General features: G+C 36.6%; 16 protein-coding genes and 1 pseudogene. 2 read left to right on the top strand and 15 right to left on the bottom strand.

Translation table 11 applies throughout. The features are described from left to right. From CVU84_17370 to CVU84_17355, 4 genes and pseudogenes are all read right to left on the bottom strand, one after another. A partial coding sequence (locus CVU84_17370; GenBank protein PKM93145.1) for a recombinase family protein occupies nucleotides 1-540 on the bottom strand: 540 nt, incomplete at its 3' end. Between the two features lie 81 nt (nucleotides 541-621). Further along, a complete protein-coding gene (locus CVU84_17365; GenBank protein ID PKM93144.1) occupies nucleotides 622-834 on the bottom strand; it encodes a hypothetical protein in 213 nt (70 codons plus the stop codon). A gap of 658 nt (nucleotides 835-1,492) precedes the next feature. Further along, nucleotides 1,493-1,877, bottom strand: a pseudogene (locus tag CVU84_17360) (sigma-70 family RNA polymerase sigma factor). Nucleotides 1,878-2,250: 373 nt separating this feature from the next. Next, complete coding sequence (locus CVU84_17355; GenBank protein PKM93143.1) at nucleotides 2,251-2,841, bottom strand: hypothetical protein; 591 nt, start codon at nucleotides 2,839-2,841, stop codon at nucleotides 2,251-2,253. Between the two features lie 178 nt (nucleotides 2,842-3,019). Between CVU84_17355 and CVU84_17350 the strand changes: the two genes are divergently transcribed. Together CVU84_17350 and CVU84_17345 are read left to right on the top strand one after the other, a co-directional pair. Beyond that, nucleotides 3,020-3,442, top strand: coding sequence for a transcriptional regulator (locus CVU84_17350; GenBank protein PKM93142.1), 423 nt, complete (start codon nucleotides 3,020-3,022; stop codon nucleotides 3,440-3,442). A gap of 65 nt (nucleotides 3,443-3,507) precedes the next feature. Next, nucleotides 3,508-4,020, top strand: a complete 513-nt coding sequence (locus CVU84_17345) for a toxin (protein PKM93141.1) — start codon at nucleotides 3,508-3,510, stop codon at nucleotides 4,018-4,020. Between the two features lie 54 nt (nucleotides 4,021-4,074). Here the strand turns inward: CVU84_17345 and CVU84_17340 are convergent, their stop codons facing one another. From CVU84_17340 to CVU84_17290, 11 genes are all read right to left on the bottom strand, one after another. Then, the gene (locus tag CVU84_17340; GenBank protein PKM93140.1) at nucleotides 4,075-4,977 is read right to left on the bottom strand and encodes a hypothetical protein; all 903 of its coding nucleotides are present in this window, start codon (nucleotides 4,975-4,977) and stop codon (nucleotides 4,075-4,077) included. Between the two features lie 12 nt (nucleotides 4,978-4,989). Then, nucleotides 4,990-5,991, bottom strand: coding sequence for a nucleotidyltransferase (locus tag CVU84_17335; GenBank protein PKM93139.1), 1,002 nt, complete (start codon nucleotides 5,989-5,991; stop codon nucleotides 4,990-4,992). Nucleotides 5,992-6,028: 37 nt separating this feature from the next. After that, nucleotides 6,029-6,604, bottom strand: coding sequence for a phosphohydrolase (locus CVU84_17330; protein ID PKM93138.1), 576 nt, complete (start codon nucleotides 6,602-6,604; stop codon nucleotides 6,029-6,031). Between the two features lie 11 nt (nucleotides 6,605-6,615). Then, nucleotides 6,616-7,920: a DUF4139 domain-containing protein gene (locus tag CVU84_17325; GenBank protein ID PKM93137.1), complete on the bottom strand. Its 1,305-nt coding sequence runs from the start codon at nucleotides 7,918-7,920 to the stop codon at nucleotides 6,616-6,618. Nucleotides 7,921-8,119: 199 nt separating this feature from the next. Further along, entirely contained in the window at nucleotides 8,120-8,437 is a 318-nt protein-coding gene (locus tag CVU84_17320) for a hypothetical protein (GenBank protein PKM93136.1), read from the bottom strand. 47 nt (nucleotides 8,438-8,484) lie between these two features. Next, nucleotides 8,485-9,474 (bottom strand): WYL domain-containing protein, encoded by a 990-nt coding sequence (locus CVU84_17315; protein ID PKM93135.1) that lies wholly within the window; start codon nucleotides 9,472-9,474, stop codon nucleotides 8,485-8,487. A 12-nt stretch (nucleotides 9,475-9,486) separates the two neighbouring features. After that, complete coding sequence (locus tag CVU84_17310) at nucleotides 9,487-10,767, bottom strand: hypothetical protein (GenBank protein PKM93134.1); 1,281 nt, start codon at nucleotides 10,765-10,767, stop codon at nucleotides 9,487-9,489. Continuing rightward, nucleotides 10,751-13,009, bottom strand: coding sequence for a hypothetical protein (locus tag CVU84_17305; GenBank protein PKM93133.1), 2,259 nt, complete (start codon nucleotides 13,007-13,009; stop codon nucleotides 10,751-10,753). The genes CVU84_17310 and CVU84_17305 overlap by 17 nt, the downstream gene beginning before the upstream one ends. Nucleotides 13,010-13,128: 119 nt before the next feature. Continuing rightward, the gene (locus tag CVU84_17300) at nucleotides 13,129-13,350 is read right to left on the bottom strand and encodes a hypothetical protein (protein PKM93132.1); all 222 of its coding nucleotides are present in this window, start codon (nucleotides 13,348-13,350) and stop codon (nucleotides 13,129-13,131) included. 420 nt (nucleotides 13,351-13,770) lie between these two features. Next, on the bottom strand, nucleotides 13,771-14,697 hold the full coding sequence (locus tag CVU84_17295; GenBank protein ID PKM93131.1) for a site-specific integrase: 927 nt from the start codon (nucleotides 14,695-14,697) through the stop codon (nucleotides 13,771-13,773). Further along, nucleotides 14,690-15,205, bottom strand: coding sequence for a type I restriction endonuclease subunit S (locus tag CVU84_17290; protein ID PKM93130.1), 516 nt, complete (start codon nucleotides 15,203-15,205; stop codon nucleotides 14,690-14,692). The genes CVU84_17295 and CVU84_17290 overlap by 8 nt, the downstream gene beginning before the upstream one ends. Nucleotides 15,206-15,259 lie beyond the last annotated feature (54 nt).

Here is a 15,259-nt window from a genome sequence, read left to right as displayed (position 1 = left end):
AGCCACACAGGTGAGATTATAGCTACCATCCCTGAATCTTTTTTGTATTCCCCATTTATTGTTAGTGGAGATACTCTCTGATTCTCCCTGTGCAATCGAGCTTAAAATTGTCAGCATCTGTTCACTTTGCTCAGACATGGTGTTGATGTTCTCTTTTTCGAAGTATATGGTGACACCGAGTGCCTTTAGCTTTCTTATGGCTTCAATGCTGTCTATGGTATTTCTGGCGAACCTAGTGACTGATTTGGTGACGATGATATCAATATTCCCATTTTCACATTCCTTCATCATTCGGATGAATTCGTCACGGCTTTTGACCTGTGTACCGCTTTTTGCTTCATCAGCAAAGATACCGGCAAATTCCCACTCTTCACGTTTGCCAATATAGCTCTTATAATACTCTACTTGGGCAACATAGGACGTGTGTTGCTTGGTGGAATCCGTACTGACTCTACAGTATGCACAAACACGCTTTTTAGGTCTTAATTCGTGCATCACCTTTTGCCTGACTGGTTCAATCTTAGTGACCTTTTTTGTCATATGCGTTTTCCTCCTTTCTGGGACTATCATCCCCTGTTAGCAACACACATTACTCCAACACACTGTACAAAGCAAGTGTTTTTACACATATACTTTGGCAAGCTGTGGAGAGAAGGATTGGCGGTTCAATTCATCTATTTTTTTGCGTTCTTCCTCGGTTACAATCCCTCTTCGGAGCAGGATGTCTAACATCTTTTGAGCCATCTTATATTGAACTTCACACTTGGATTGTTCTTTTGTCATGCCATGTAGTTTTGCTGTATCGGTGGCTATTTTCTTCATATCACTTTCCATATTTCTGCTCCTTTCGCTCTTCAATTTTTCTTAATATCACAATAATAGGGATTACTTTTCTCCTGGCATTAGTAAAACAAACGCCAGAAGAAAAGTGAGTCGATAGACTTCTGTAATCCCCATGGGTTCTGACATTAAGTCAGTTTTCTTTGATTCATCCGCACTGTATTTTACACAAATTCCTAGCGCTACTGTCTTTTACGACATTAGGGCGTTTTCATAAACTGAGACCAGTTCATCTCATCATAGGATTCTCACCTCCTCCGGGATCTCCGCAGGCTACCCCCATTGCGATGTCTGTGGCTGGGCAGAAGTATCATTATAGGCTGATGAGGTTATGGCAAAACAGTTGAACTGTCTGGAACATTTGCTCCACTTCTCTGTTTCTGGATCAGACGGGCCCGCTCGCACCTTTATTGTTGGCCACATTTATAAAATCAGAGAAAAATTCTCCCAAGAGAAAAAATCCATTTGCATGGATCTGTTCTGACCTTACAGGTGGTCTTCGCGCATCTAACCGTGTCGCTTTTCCTTTTCAGGCTCATCAGCTAACGTATTTATGAAATCGGATATGAAATTTTCAAGGTGCATTTGTGAGGATAAAAAGATCCCCTCACTTACTTCCACGATGAGAAGGGAGGTTGCACACCCTAAAATTTTATTTTTCTAAAAATATTTTTAATTTTTCTAGAATACGAAGCTTCTTTTTATGGATTGCATTGTGATAAACGCCTTTAATTTGAGCATATTCACGTTCTGATTTGTTTTCAAAAAACAGAGCTAGAATTAAGTCGTATTCATCAGTTGTTAAAAGACCTAATGATGCTTTTAACTTTTGGATCATGACCTTATTAGTTGCCTCATCTTCAACATTGGTTTCTTCGTCTACAAATTGTTCTTCTGCTTCAATCAAGCGCTCTAGCGAATCCTCCCTGCTTGGAATAAAAAAAGCGACTTGCTTGGTTTCATCACACTTCAATCACCTCTTCACTTGCCGTTGGATACATCTTTCTGTAATTTGGAATTCTTTTCATTGTTGCCATTTGTATTTCCTCCTTTTCTGATTTCTAATTGGCTGCATCAACATCAGAAAACGGAGGAGCTCGGCATCTTATCTGCGAACCTTGCAGTGACTTTTTCATGCGACCTCCTAAAAATGAGCATAGAAAAAGCCGGGAATAACATTTCTGTTAGACCCGGCTCTACTAGCCTTCATATAGTAAACAACAAAATAGGAGGTGAGAATCACCACCACCTGAGCTTGTCCCTCCTGCTCGAAAAACAGGCATTAAAAAACCCCAAAACCAAATTGGCTTTGAGGTTATTCAATTATTTTATGCCATAATTCACCAGCATAGTCAGTGTAACATGTCCATTGTCGGAATACAGTAGGGACTTAGTCGGAACTATATCGGGTTATAGTCGGGAATTAGTCGGGTCATTTATGACTTGAAAGAAATCGGGTACTTCAAGTGACCCCTCACCAATGCCAAACATACCTCGCATTGAAGGGATAGTATAACCCCATAGGCAAATTGCAAATAAATCGAGAGCCTCTTTCTTTTTGTCATAATATGTACTGCGCTCAAGCCCCAATAACTCCAACATTTCAAACTCTGTGTATTTATAAACGGTCAAATATTGCTTACTGAGTATTTCATGATACAGTTGACCATTATCAGGATACCCATAAATTTTATTCATTGTGTTGTCAATTAACAAAATCAGCCATTGTGTTTCAAAGAGCGATTTCACCCTCTCTGAAAATCTTTCCTGTTCGTTATCTGGTGCGTAGTTCGCCAGATACTCAAGCGCTTCCTCCATTGTTCGACTACAATACATTTCTGCACTCTCACAAACTTCAAAAACACGATTTGATGTTGACCAAACAACGGGTCTATATATCTTGAGTAGCAATTTTGTTTTATGCAGAACAGTATTACGATCAATGTTCAAGCCCTTAAATATTAACCCACATTGCTTCATTACTCTGCTTTCCTTTCTCATGGCATCAATCCTTCCTTTTATTTCATGTTGACTCTGGGCAACAAGTAGTGATATATTTATTACGAACGAAGTTGCATATTCAATAATCAAATTATACTCGAACGTATGTTCTGTGTCAATCAGAATATTATGACCATTATTGCATTCTAAATGCACAAATCAGGAAGGAGTCATAGTCATGTTGTTTGGTGAGAAAATTAAGGAACTCAGGAATTTGGCAGAAATGAGTCAGCAGGAGTTAGCTAATCAAACCGGACTTTCATTGCGTTCTATTCAGAACTATGAGAGCAATCAACGTTATCCAAAAGATGTGGCTATTCTAAACAAGCTATGCGTTGCTTTAAGCACCACAATCGAAGAACTCATGAAAGAAGAAGACAATTTTATTGTAGAAGCAGCATCTAAGTATGGCGCACGTGGGAAAAAAGATGCTAAATTGCTTGTTGAAGAACTCGGCGGACTATTTGCAGGTGGCGAACTGGGCGAAGAAGACAAGGACAAAGTATTTAGAGCCATTACAGAGATGTATTGGAAGGCAAAAGATAATAATAAAAAATACACCCCCAAAAAATACAAAAAAAACAGCGAGCCTAATGAATAGTCACTGTCCGTTTTTCGGGATAGTTCGTTTGTTAAACTTGTTATATTGGGGGAGGTGAATTTATCATGCCAAATAGAGATTATATTCAGACTGTCGCTCATGAACTTATTAAAAAATATGATACACGGGATCCGTTTGAATTGTGCAAAGCCATTGGAGTTGAGGTCTTTTATGCAGACCTCGGAAGTTTGAAAGGAATGTATAAATATCTTAAGAAAAACCGTTTTGCTGTCATAAATGAGGGACTTGACTCTTACTCCAAAACGCTTGTATGTGCTCACGAGCTTGGGCATGATATACTGCATCAAGATTTAGCCAAAAGAGTCTGTTTACAGGAATTCATGCTCTATGATATGAAAAGTCGGCCGGAGTATGAAGCTAATCTTTTTGCTTCGGAGATTCTCTTGCCAGATGATAAGATTTTGACTTTGGCTCATGATGGGTATGATATTGAGCAAATTGCTAAAGCTTTATCGATTGATATAAATTTGGTGGCCATTAAGATATCTTCTATGAATACTAGAGGGTATCAATTCAATAACCTGATTGATGCAAAATCAGATTTTTTGCGAAAATAAAGAGCCTTCATATTCGTTGGCTCTTTTTTGCTGTGTAGAAACCAATTTAATTAACTATAAGTTCTGAATAGACTTAACCAATTCCTTGTTTGTTTCTTGTGCGATCTCCTCATACCTATTTCTATGCCTAAAGTACAATTTGTTTGGTATGAGTGGACTTGATGACCTATTTTCAAATATCATATCTTGCAAGCATCTTAAATCATTAGTCAATTGTCCATCTGAATATGAATTGCCAGACTTAATTCTTATTATGATTTCATCAAGCTTTCCTTTCATATGGTTTAAATTGCTTATTGCTTTACAGTTATCTCTATTTGATTTATAAACCAAGACACAAGCTGGCAGTATAGGTGAAAAAACTGACATAATAAATACCGCTACTGTAATCCCTTTGATAATAGCTATAAATAATAATGCCAGGAATACCGCCGAGAGAGTTATTGATAAAAATTCCGAGTATTTTTTTCTTAAAGTCTGATTCCACCAACAATTAGTAGCTTGACAAATCAAACCGTAATATCTGTTATCCGCTTCATCAATTCCAGGATACCAATTTAACAAAGTATCATAATTATTGTGTTTTGAAATATATAGTTTGGACTTTTCTTGTATTATTTCCAACATTGAGGTATTTATAAACTTGATATCATTATGCGGCAACTGCAATACATCACAATCAAACTCTTCTTGAATTTTAGCAGCTTCTTCCTTTATTTTGTCAATTCTCTTTGATAAAAGAAGCTCATCAAGAACAATAATGATGCTTGCAGCAAACACAGTATAAACAAGATACTTTTCATCAATTATATTCCCTAAAATCGCTAATGATACCGTGAAAATTCCACTTAAAACAAATTGAATTATCATTACTTGCTTTGCTTCTGAATATAATTGCCTTTGTGCCGCGAGGCGTTTAAGATTCCACTCACTATTCTGTCTTAAATTAATACTCAATCACTCATCCCCCTAATTATATTTGGGGAATTCACTCCCAAATACATCTCCCCATTTACCGATTGAAGATTTCATGTCCTTGTTTTGTTCTAATTCGCTTGCAGCTATGGCTACATTGTAGTCTATCGCTGTTTTGTTCTTAATTCTAGTCCTTTCATCATAAGTCAAACTGTTGATGTTTCCTTGTATGCCCTTTGGATCATCAACGTTCCCCGTAATGTTATTGTATATATAGGCCATTACTTTTGGAAATTCAACATCTACAAATTGGCTAGCCTTTGAGCTTTGCCCCTCATAATAGTTTAGTATCATTGTCTCAAGCAAATATGATGACATAGTCGGCATTGTTGCTCTTCTATTCCAATACTTTAGCATCCTAATTATTTGAAGAATGTTACCATCATGATTTCGATTTATCCGAGTCGTTCTTTCCTTATCAATCCTCGGATCTGTTTTCTTCCAATAACCATTACCGTCAGGTATCAAGTAATAACTCTTTCCATAACAATCTTCAGAAGTAATAAAGCACGGTACTATATCAAAACTCCATGGATAAGAACTCAAATTTAAAACTGCTGCTTCTTGATTTCGCTTAATCTCGGCGTTGCTATATTGAGGTACATTTGAGCAGGCAGAAACAAATTTATTAATGACCCTTTTTGAGTTAAGCGATGTAGAATTTGAATGACACAATTTTAATAAATCTGTAGCATCACTTGAAACTGCGATCTCAATTCTATCAGAATATGTCATATATGTTGACTTTTGAGCATTTAGCCCTATCATAATATCAATGTCATCCAATTCTCTTATCTTTGTTTTCCTTGCAAATGAGCCAAAATTGATGTTTATATCTTCGTACAACTTTGGGAAATCACTATCCTTTGTCTTGAAATTGGCAATCTGATTCATTAACCAATCACGACTACTAATAGCTCTTTTTGTTATATTTGAATCCAAATTAACAATATCCTTCAAGAATTCATTAAATGCTTGTATTACAGTTGATGCCATTTCTTACCCCTTTCGTCTCTCAACTCATTATAGTTATTTACATTTCCACCACAAACCCACTCCAACTATCCGCATATTGCAGCAACAGTGTCAATGGTTCTTCGTGTGTTGCGACTGATCGATTATCATCTACATACTGCCCATCATGATAAACGATGGCTTGTACCTCTTGTTCTGTGAGTTCAACATGTTTCGAAGCAAGATAGAGACTTCTCACAGGAACACTCAAATATGTTAGGTCCTTATTGAATCTGTACGGTGGATCCGGCTTATGTCCACTCTTGTGCTGATTTTCAGTGGTTTCGTTTATTAGATATTGAGGTTTACCCGGCATTCCGACTTTTCCAAAATCATGAATTAACGAAACGATTACGCAGCTTTCCTCGCTGATTTCTGGAGCTAACACTGCCCGAATTTTCAACATACATTCTGCTACGTTAACAGAATGCTCGAGCAGTCCACCTTCTGTGCAAAGATGGTATTTGGTGCTCGCTGGTGATGCCAGCCAAGTAGTTTCATCCTCCATAAAAGACACAAGTGCGTCAAACTGTACCTTTCTATTAACCACCAGTGCTTTCAATTTGTCATATCTTTTAGCAACTGTGTTTTCCATATCTATACCACCTATTTCTTTACTACGACTTCGGTACGTCTATCAATTTTGTATTCAAATTGTACCAGTGTTTCATAGTTAGCAGCCACATTTACTCGGTATTCTAGTTGTGTAGCTGTTCTTTTGGTATACTCATGAGAAGACTCTACCATTTCCCAAGCACCCCATACATATGGTTCAAAGATGATGTCAGCTGCTTCTTCTTTGTGATTACGAATAACACACTCATATTTGTAATGCTCAAATCCACCATTTTTTTTGCGATCTACTTCGTTGTATTCATAAGTAATATCAAACGCTTTACCAATGGACAATTTTATCGGCTCATCCTTTGGTGTATGATCGATTTGATCTTCACCGATAAACTCGAGAGAGTGATCTGCATCATCTTCTTTATAAAGTTTAATTTTACCCTTTGGCATTGCTATTCCAAGACCATCTTCTTTGCAGTTTTGGAGTTCTATAATAATATCAGCCTTTTCTTCATGCAAATCCAGCTTATAATATTGTTTGTATGGAATATGATTACCCGATAAGATACAGATTTGCTTTGACTGGTTACTCTTAAGCGTTGTAGCATGGTTTAGCGTATACATATGATAATCAAAGAATGCTTTTTCTTCTGCTTGAGGTGCAGCCGCCGATTCGCAGACATAGTATCTCGTATCGTTCTCATCTTCATTATTTTTGATTCGATTAACATCTCCAGCAATTAGCTTGATTTTAGCATTTTCAAAGGTCATGCCGCTCTTGTTCTCAACTTCTGCCCAACCAATAAGGTTAAGCGTTTTGTCTTTCAATTCAACTACATAATTTGCAACCCAGTTAAATCCGGCACTTAAATAGGACACTTGAACATCTTCGGAAGGCTTTCCATCTGTCTTCCAAACCAATGCTGGTTTAACAATGAGTCCCGACGGTAGTGATGGCAACACTATTTCTGCTTGGGTATGTAGATAGATTTCCTTGGTCTCAACATCTTCAAGAACACATCGACCACCGCCCTCAGTAGATAACAATCGGCATCGCTTTTTATCGCCAGTTTTTCTATCCTTCAAATAAACTTCTTTATCCACATACTTTCTAAGCAGTTTATCTCGATCCACTAAATCAAAGTCATAGTTAAATTCAAGAACATTGATACCTTGAACAATTAGAGAATCTGTTTCAATCATTTGAGCAACATCAGCAAAGATAAGTTCAAAATCAGCTCCATCAAGATGAATGGTTCTACTTTCTTTCACTGCACCAAAACCACCATTGTAGATGGTTAAAGCAATTTCTTTAGTATCTGCACTTGTAGATATCTTTGACATAAAAATACACCTCCGTTTTTATACATTGTATCAAATAATAAGTACGTTAAAACGGACAGTGATTTTTACCGTGTTCTTGTATGATCTACTGGTTCACTTGAATACATCAAACTGCTCTTAGAATGACCAATCTATATTTGGCATTAAATCATTTTTCGCTACCATGAGTCAGAATCCCATCTTAATGTCCTCAGAATCATCATCCATTATTTAATTCCTGAAAGTCTACAATACTATATTTGATGTCCAATGCATCCAGATCAGCCCTCAATGTTTTTAAACTCTTGTCATCCCCATGACCGATAGAATGAATTATAAGAACGCACTTTTCAACACCTTGTAAATGCTCCTGCTCGATAAGTCGTTTCACACATCCTGAATTTAAGTAAGGATCCTGTGGGTTTAAATTTAAAATGTGATTACCTGCAGCGTCCCAAATTGGACAAGGTGCAAAAAGCAAATCGTAAGATGCCCCGATGCCCTCCTGTTTGTTTTCAAAAACTAAAGTAAATCTCATAGTCGGTACCGCCTCTCATATTTAACAATATTTTTTTTGGATCTAGATTAATCCTCATAAACTGAAAATATTTCCATTAAGCAATTTTTATACTGATTCACAACCGTCTGAGGTGAACGCACTTTCACCTTATTGCCAAACTGTGATAGCCATGCAAAGAAAGTTGAACTTACCGCTACTTTGATCCAAATAGTAAAGTTGTCATCATCACCTTTGCCAATCATAATCTCTTTCCCAAATCTATCAATTACCGCATTTACAAGTGAATTATCGAATTGCAGTTGCACCATTACTTCTTCTCCACCAAACATATTGAAAACTTTCTTTGTATATTCCGCAATATCAAAATGTTCTTTATCCGGCAATGGATCTCTCTGCTCTTCAATTAGTTCAATTTCACTCATTCGATCAACCCTATAATGCGTAAAGTCATTATACTTAGTTGAAAATGTAACCAAGTAATAGTTCTCATCATCCCATGATAAGGCATAAGGACTGACGATATACTTGTCTCCTTTTTTCCTAAACACCTTCTCTTTTTTGATGTCAAAGTCAAAATATTTAAATGATACCTTTTTGTTCTCTGCAATCGCTTCATGAATACTATCAACGTTGTAATAAATACTCTCATTAATGGTTTTAACCCTATTTGAGACGTATACCTGGCGGTGTAGCGATTGTGCTTGCTGATGACTTGCTAAGCTCTCAATCTTCTTGATAAGCTCATTGCTTTTTTTATGCGTGACGAACTTTGAACACTGGACAGCATCTACTAACAGTTTTAGTTCTGGTAGCTCAAATAATCTGCTCGCAACGAAATAGTCAGTAGTTTTTGACTTTCGCGATGCTATATCAAGCCCATAATGTCTTAATGCTTCTAGATCATCATAGATGGATTTACGCTCAGCAGTGATGCCGTAACGATCAAGCTCTGCAATCATGTCGTTGATTGTCATGGTATTGTCTTCGTCTGTCTTTTCATTCAACATTTTTAGTAGATAAAGCAATTTCAATTTTTGATTTGAGCTTTTGCCCATTTTTAACACCTCTTATCCGCTGGATTCTTGAAGAAGTTCTGCTTTCAGCTGCGCTTTTACATCTTCGAAATTGTTGTTCTTAATGTCCACACACAGGATATTAAGCTCCACTTCACCATCGTTATCTTTTAACACAACCCGGCTTATGGGACTTGGAATATCATCAAATAGTGGATAAATGAGTGCCGTTTTCTGAACCCCATAAACTTTGGAATATGCAAAAACCTGATATATATCTTCTCTGCTGATGTTTGTGTATAGCCCATTATTAAAACAAGGATTCTTATATTTTGCATCTGCTACGAGAGCAATTGCATTGTCTATAAAAATCAAAATATCTGGTTTAACTCTTAGTACATTTCTCCCGCCCTCAGCACGAGCAAAGCTACGAACATCTTCATGTTTTGCTTGGTAACCATCTATTTCAGAAAATAGTTTATACAGATAATGCTCATATAGGTCATTAACTGGTATTAAAAATGAAAACACTGATTCATCTCCAGCAAAATTCTCTGGCTGTAGGTTCAAATAGAACATCTTTGCCATATTGAACACCGATTCAAATTCCATGTTCAGTCTTGTAAACTTAACAGATTGAATCAGTGATAAAGACAGCTCAATCTGTTTCGCATCGTCTAAGAACATAAGTGCCTTTTTAAGATTTTTCTTATTCTCGGCATCCCGAGTATATTCCATCAACCTGATTGCAACTGTTTTAACTACGTTATTAATAACATTATCGTGCTCAAAACTTTGATAATTCACGTAATGAAGGTCTTTTCTGAGTAAATTATGCTTCATGGTTTTTGTAAAGCTGATTTTACCTTTAACAAAAGAACTGTTTTCCTCAATTTCTAAGTACTCACGGTTCATTTTTGTTGAATAAGTTCTAAAGACTCGGTCAGCGAAAATGCCTATGAATATTTCTAATAGGTCAATTTCTTCTAAACCAGATTTGAAACTCTCAGGCAAATGAAGAACCTTATTATAATTAGATACCCGGAGCAAATTGTAAAGCACTTTGGTCGATTCTCTAATCTCGACTGTTCCACTTATCCCTGCATTCTCATAAATTTTCGGAAGTATTTGCACTCTTGTGGTTCCCCTTGATATAAAACCGACATAATGCATGATTTGCAATGAACCATCATAGTCAAGGCTTATACACTGACTGCCTAAAAGGTTTTTGAAGAAAAGAATGTCATTGATTTGAGAATGCGATAAGTTTATCTTCGTTTTTCTATCTTCAAATAAAGTGATCACACCGCTAGACATTCTAATTTCCTCTTTCATAAATCTTCATCAAGGCACTTTCAAAGTCTGAAATTCCTGATTCATTCGCTTTTAATCCAAGAGGCACAATTTCTCCAGTTTTCTTGTCAAAGAAACGATCGCCCACTATCTCTGCAACTTTTGATACTTCATTATAAAAGTACTCCATGAGCAACGGTAAAATCTTATAATACCATGCATGATAAAGATCCATCTTTGAAATGAGATCATCACTCAAGAAATAGCTGTGTCCAATTCTATGGTCACGGTCAATCATTTCTGTGATTTTTTCATTAATAGCATTCATGAGTTTTGCCGGAGAAACATTTCCACCAATAGTTGGTGTTTTGCTTTCGACCAATGAAGAATCCGGTGCAATCTCTATAAATGCAAATCTTCTTCTAAGTGCCGTATCAAGTAGTGCTATAGATCTATCGCTTGTGTTCATTGTTCCAATAATGTAAATGTTTTTAGGCAGCGTAAACTCTTGTCCTGAATATGGCAAAAGGCAAGACAGCGAGTCCCTCTTGTCTTTTTCTATTAGTGTAATGAGCTCCCCAAATATTTTAGCGATATTGCCTCGATTAATTTCATCAATAATCAAGTAATACGGCTTCGATTGAACAGTCTTATCTTCTTTCACGTCAACAAGCTTCAACGCTTCTGCAGAATTGATTTTCAACTCATAAAGTGATGACAAAGTGAGTTGCTTTTCTTGGTTTAACTTAAAAACATCTACAGGCTCTTTTTCACAGTCTTTGATCCACTTCACCTTACGTCTATGTCTATAGCCAAATGAGTCTTCATCGGTATAGTAATAATCCGATACAACAATACCAATGAGTCGAATGGTTTTGATGCTGTTAAAAATAAAAATGATGTCTCCTATTTGCAATCTGCTTCTGAGCGTTTTTAACATACCACTTTTATCCGCTTCATCGATTTGCTCATCGGTCCAATCGATCACGCTTTCCTCGGGACCATATCCAATAGCAATTTCCTCTTTAGCCTTTAATGTATTATAAATGTGTTCATCCATGTTTCGTCTTCCAAGCGAAACTTTCCAGACCTTGCTCTCCCCAGTTGTATCTGCTAAGACATTATCCTTGATACCTTCTTTTCGCGCTTGAATTTTACATTCTTCTGCTATTCTTCTCAGAACACCTGGCTTGATTTCATACTTTATATTTCCATTGTCATCTGTCTCAGGTCTGAGCCCTTCAACAAACTCCTCATAAGAAAAAGCTTGGTGGAAGGTAATAAAACGCGCTCGACCTTGATCTTTAACTGCATTAAATGAAGCAGGGTTCCCTTTTAGCGATTCAAACGCTTCGATGATTCTCATTGCCCCATAAGTTTTTCCAGTCCCCGGAGGCCCATATAAAATAATGTTCGGATTAAATTCCATAAGTCTTGCATACTGGCTATAGGCTGATAAGTTTTCATCTAAATCTTCGTCTTCGCCACCATCAACTAACTCCACACCAGTCTGATTTGAACCTTTTGCTGTATATTGCTTTCTTCCCACTAAAATGTTGTCATATAAAGCGACCGCATTATCTGCAACAAAATACTTGTCTACTTCAAGTGCTGCTAATACTGCATTCAAATACTTTTCCTTTTTGGGTGCAGCATCTTTTTTAGCATCTGCAAAGTCGAGCAATTGGTGAAGAGAATATTTTTTAGTTCCACCGTCAACTTTCTCCTGATATAAGTTCCACAGGATACTGTGTCTTTGAAACTTTTGCCCGTTGTATTCAAGGATATCTTCAATACCAGCATCATTTAAGTTGTTGATCACAACACACAGATCAGAAGGTTTGAAAAAATTGATATTCGTCATCATTTCATCCAAAATCACGAGAAATCTTCTCTGCGCCTTTTCAAAATCTATAGTATCGATGCTTGGGCAACTTTCTTCTAGTTCAATTTTGTGAAATCCATAACCTTTGGTGGATTTAATTGCCTTATTTAAAAGATTCATTTCGGGAGCAAAATACTTACAGCAAACGATGTTTCCGGCAAGCGTCAGATCTGGAGAAAATGTCTTTACAACATCAAAAACGGCATTGATTGAGCCCTCGTGATTCTCAAACGTTTTTAGCTTCAACAACTTCCCAAAATAACCACCATGACTTGGTAGCACAAAGTCACCTTCTTTTAAGCCATTGAACCATGAAATTTCACGTTCATTGCTAACCTGATAATAATTCCCATCATATTGATCTTTCTTTGTAAATTTTCCTATAAACAGATTCTGCATGGTTAATCCTCCGCTTGCTCTTTATTATGTTTTCCATTAAAAAATTATAAAAAAAGGGCACCCAAATAAAACAAATCCTTATCTTACACAGATGCCCTTCATAATGTCCTATACACTTCTTACAAATTCATGCTATTTAAAATATCTCGCAGTTTGACTAGCTCTTCTTTTGACAAGGTAACACCCTTACCCATCTTTTCATGGTTAGGATCCCATTCTCTCAAATCATACTTTGGCTCTTTATCATTCCAACTTACGAGATTTAACTGTTTTGTCCAGCCTTTTGTAGATTCTGATAATACACCAAGCATTTCTATGATTTCATATTTTATTTCTGCCATTTGGATTCACCTCGTTATTTTCACACTTCTTATAGTTATCAGCTAAACCAATCCAAAATACTTTTCAACGAATCCCATCAACTAGCAACTCGCCTCATAAGTATAATTCCAAATAATAACACCTATAATAATATCATATTAACACTAGATGTGTCCATTAAAACGGATAGTGATTAAAGTACATGAGTTAATCTATTAATATCTTTCTTTATCGCATCGCTCAGTTTTGTAATATTTTAAGCTAAAAACTCATTCACCTTCGGCAAAGCATTCTTTAAAGCATTGACACTTTCCAGAATAAAAGTAATTCTGGATACAGATAAAAACCGTCTCAAGTTGTAATTGCAAGACGGTTTTTTGTAAAGTAGTAGCCTTGTCACCCTTCATCAACGCAAGCCACTGCAGAATAACTATTATTATTTAAGCCAGTACAGACAATGAGCGCATAACCAAATCTACATCTTTGTTTTCAAGTTCTTGAATGATATGCAGATAGGTTCTTTGTGTGGTTGTCATACTTGCATGTCCTAATCGCCTTGCAACGCTCGCAATTGAAACACCTGCAAAGAGTAATATAGACGCATGAGTATGGCGCAAACCATGAATTGATATGACAGGAACTTTAGCTTTCTTACAGTGCCTAGCTAGGATATCATTGACTGTAGAATTATACACATTCTCTTTCACGAATATTGGCTTATCCTCAGGCAATCCTTTCAATAATTCAGAGAATTTGATTACAGTTTGCCAGTCAATCTGAATTTTCCTTGCCGATGATTTGTTTTTTGTAGGTAGGTATCCGCCTTCCCCCTTATAGTCCCATGTTCTGCTTATCGATAATGTCTGATGAGAAAAATCAAAATCTTTAGGCGTTAAAGCAAGAGCTTCAGAAAACCGCATACCAGTTTTAGCTACTAAAAGAATAAACCAATCCCAATTAACTTCTGACTTAAGCTCCAAAGTAGTCAGTAAAGTATGGAGCTCAAATTGATTTAAATACTTTAGTTTCTTTTCTTTTGGCGGTTTTCCTTTGATAATTGCTTTTCTTGTGGGATCCCTATCAATTAGCCCTTCATCTACTGCATCCAATATGGCTCCTTTAAGTTGATGATGGAAATCCATTGTTGTTTGCCTTTCGTGATAAGAAGCATAATCATTAAGCAATTGCTGATATGCAATTCTCGTCAAATCACAGATTTTTAGATTGGGTATCAATTTCTCTAGCCAATGGAATGTCATAAGATATTTGTCCATTGTAACTTTACGTATAGCACCTTTCTTATACACCACAATCCATTTTGCATAATATTCACAGAATAAGTCTGATTTCTTAATTTCATTAAGCATCAACATAACCTCCTAATTTAATCTGTGGCTTACGCTGATGAAGGGTGATAAGGTTGTCAATTCGGGTAAAATATGCGCCAACAACTTTCTGCTCATTCTCTTTTGGCACAATAACATCGATTTCATTTATTGCAGTTTTGGATAAGCTCGGCACTCCTGTGGATTCGTCTTTTTTCTTCCAGTCAATATTTTGGAAAAGATCAAAGACAAAATCCAAGTCATAATTTTCTCTTGGAACAGCATAAAATAGCGTATCTACAGTCCAAAATGGTGCTTTTAAAATGTAAGGCTTATCTATTGTGCCTTTTCTCCCAATACCGATTGCATCTTCTTTATAGGAGAGTGCTTCATTAACACTCAGCATGTATCCACCGGTTCCGTAAACGGGAATATCCCCCTCGGATAGATGTTTGTAATCTTTTCCACCACGAACATCGACTATTTCCCATAACTTACGCAGTTCCCAAGTTGGTGTAAATTTTAATGATAACGATAAAATTTCTCCCAAACAGGCTTTGTATTAATATTCATGCTTACGCTGATGAAGGGTGATAAGGTTGTC

The organism is Firmicutes bacterium HGW-Firmicutes-1, from assembly GCA_002841625.1.
Taxonomy (GTDB): Bacteria; Bacillota; Clostridia; order Lachnospirales; family Vallitaleaceae; genus HGW-1.
The sequence above is the reverse complement of the archived record's forward strand: the minus strand, read 5'-3'. Positions and strand labels throughout refer to the sequence as shown.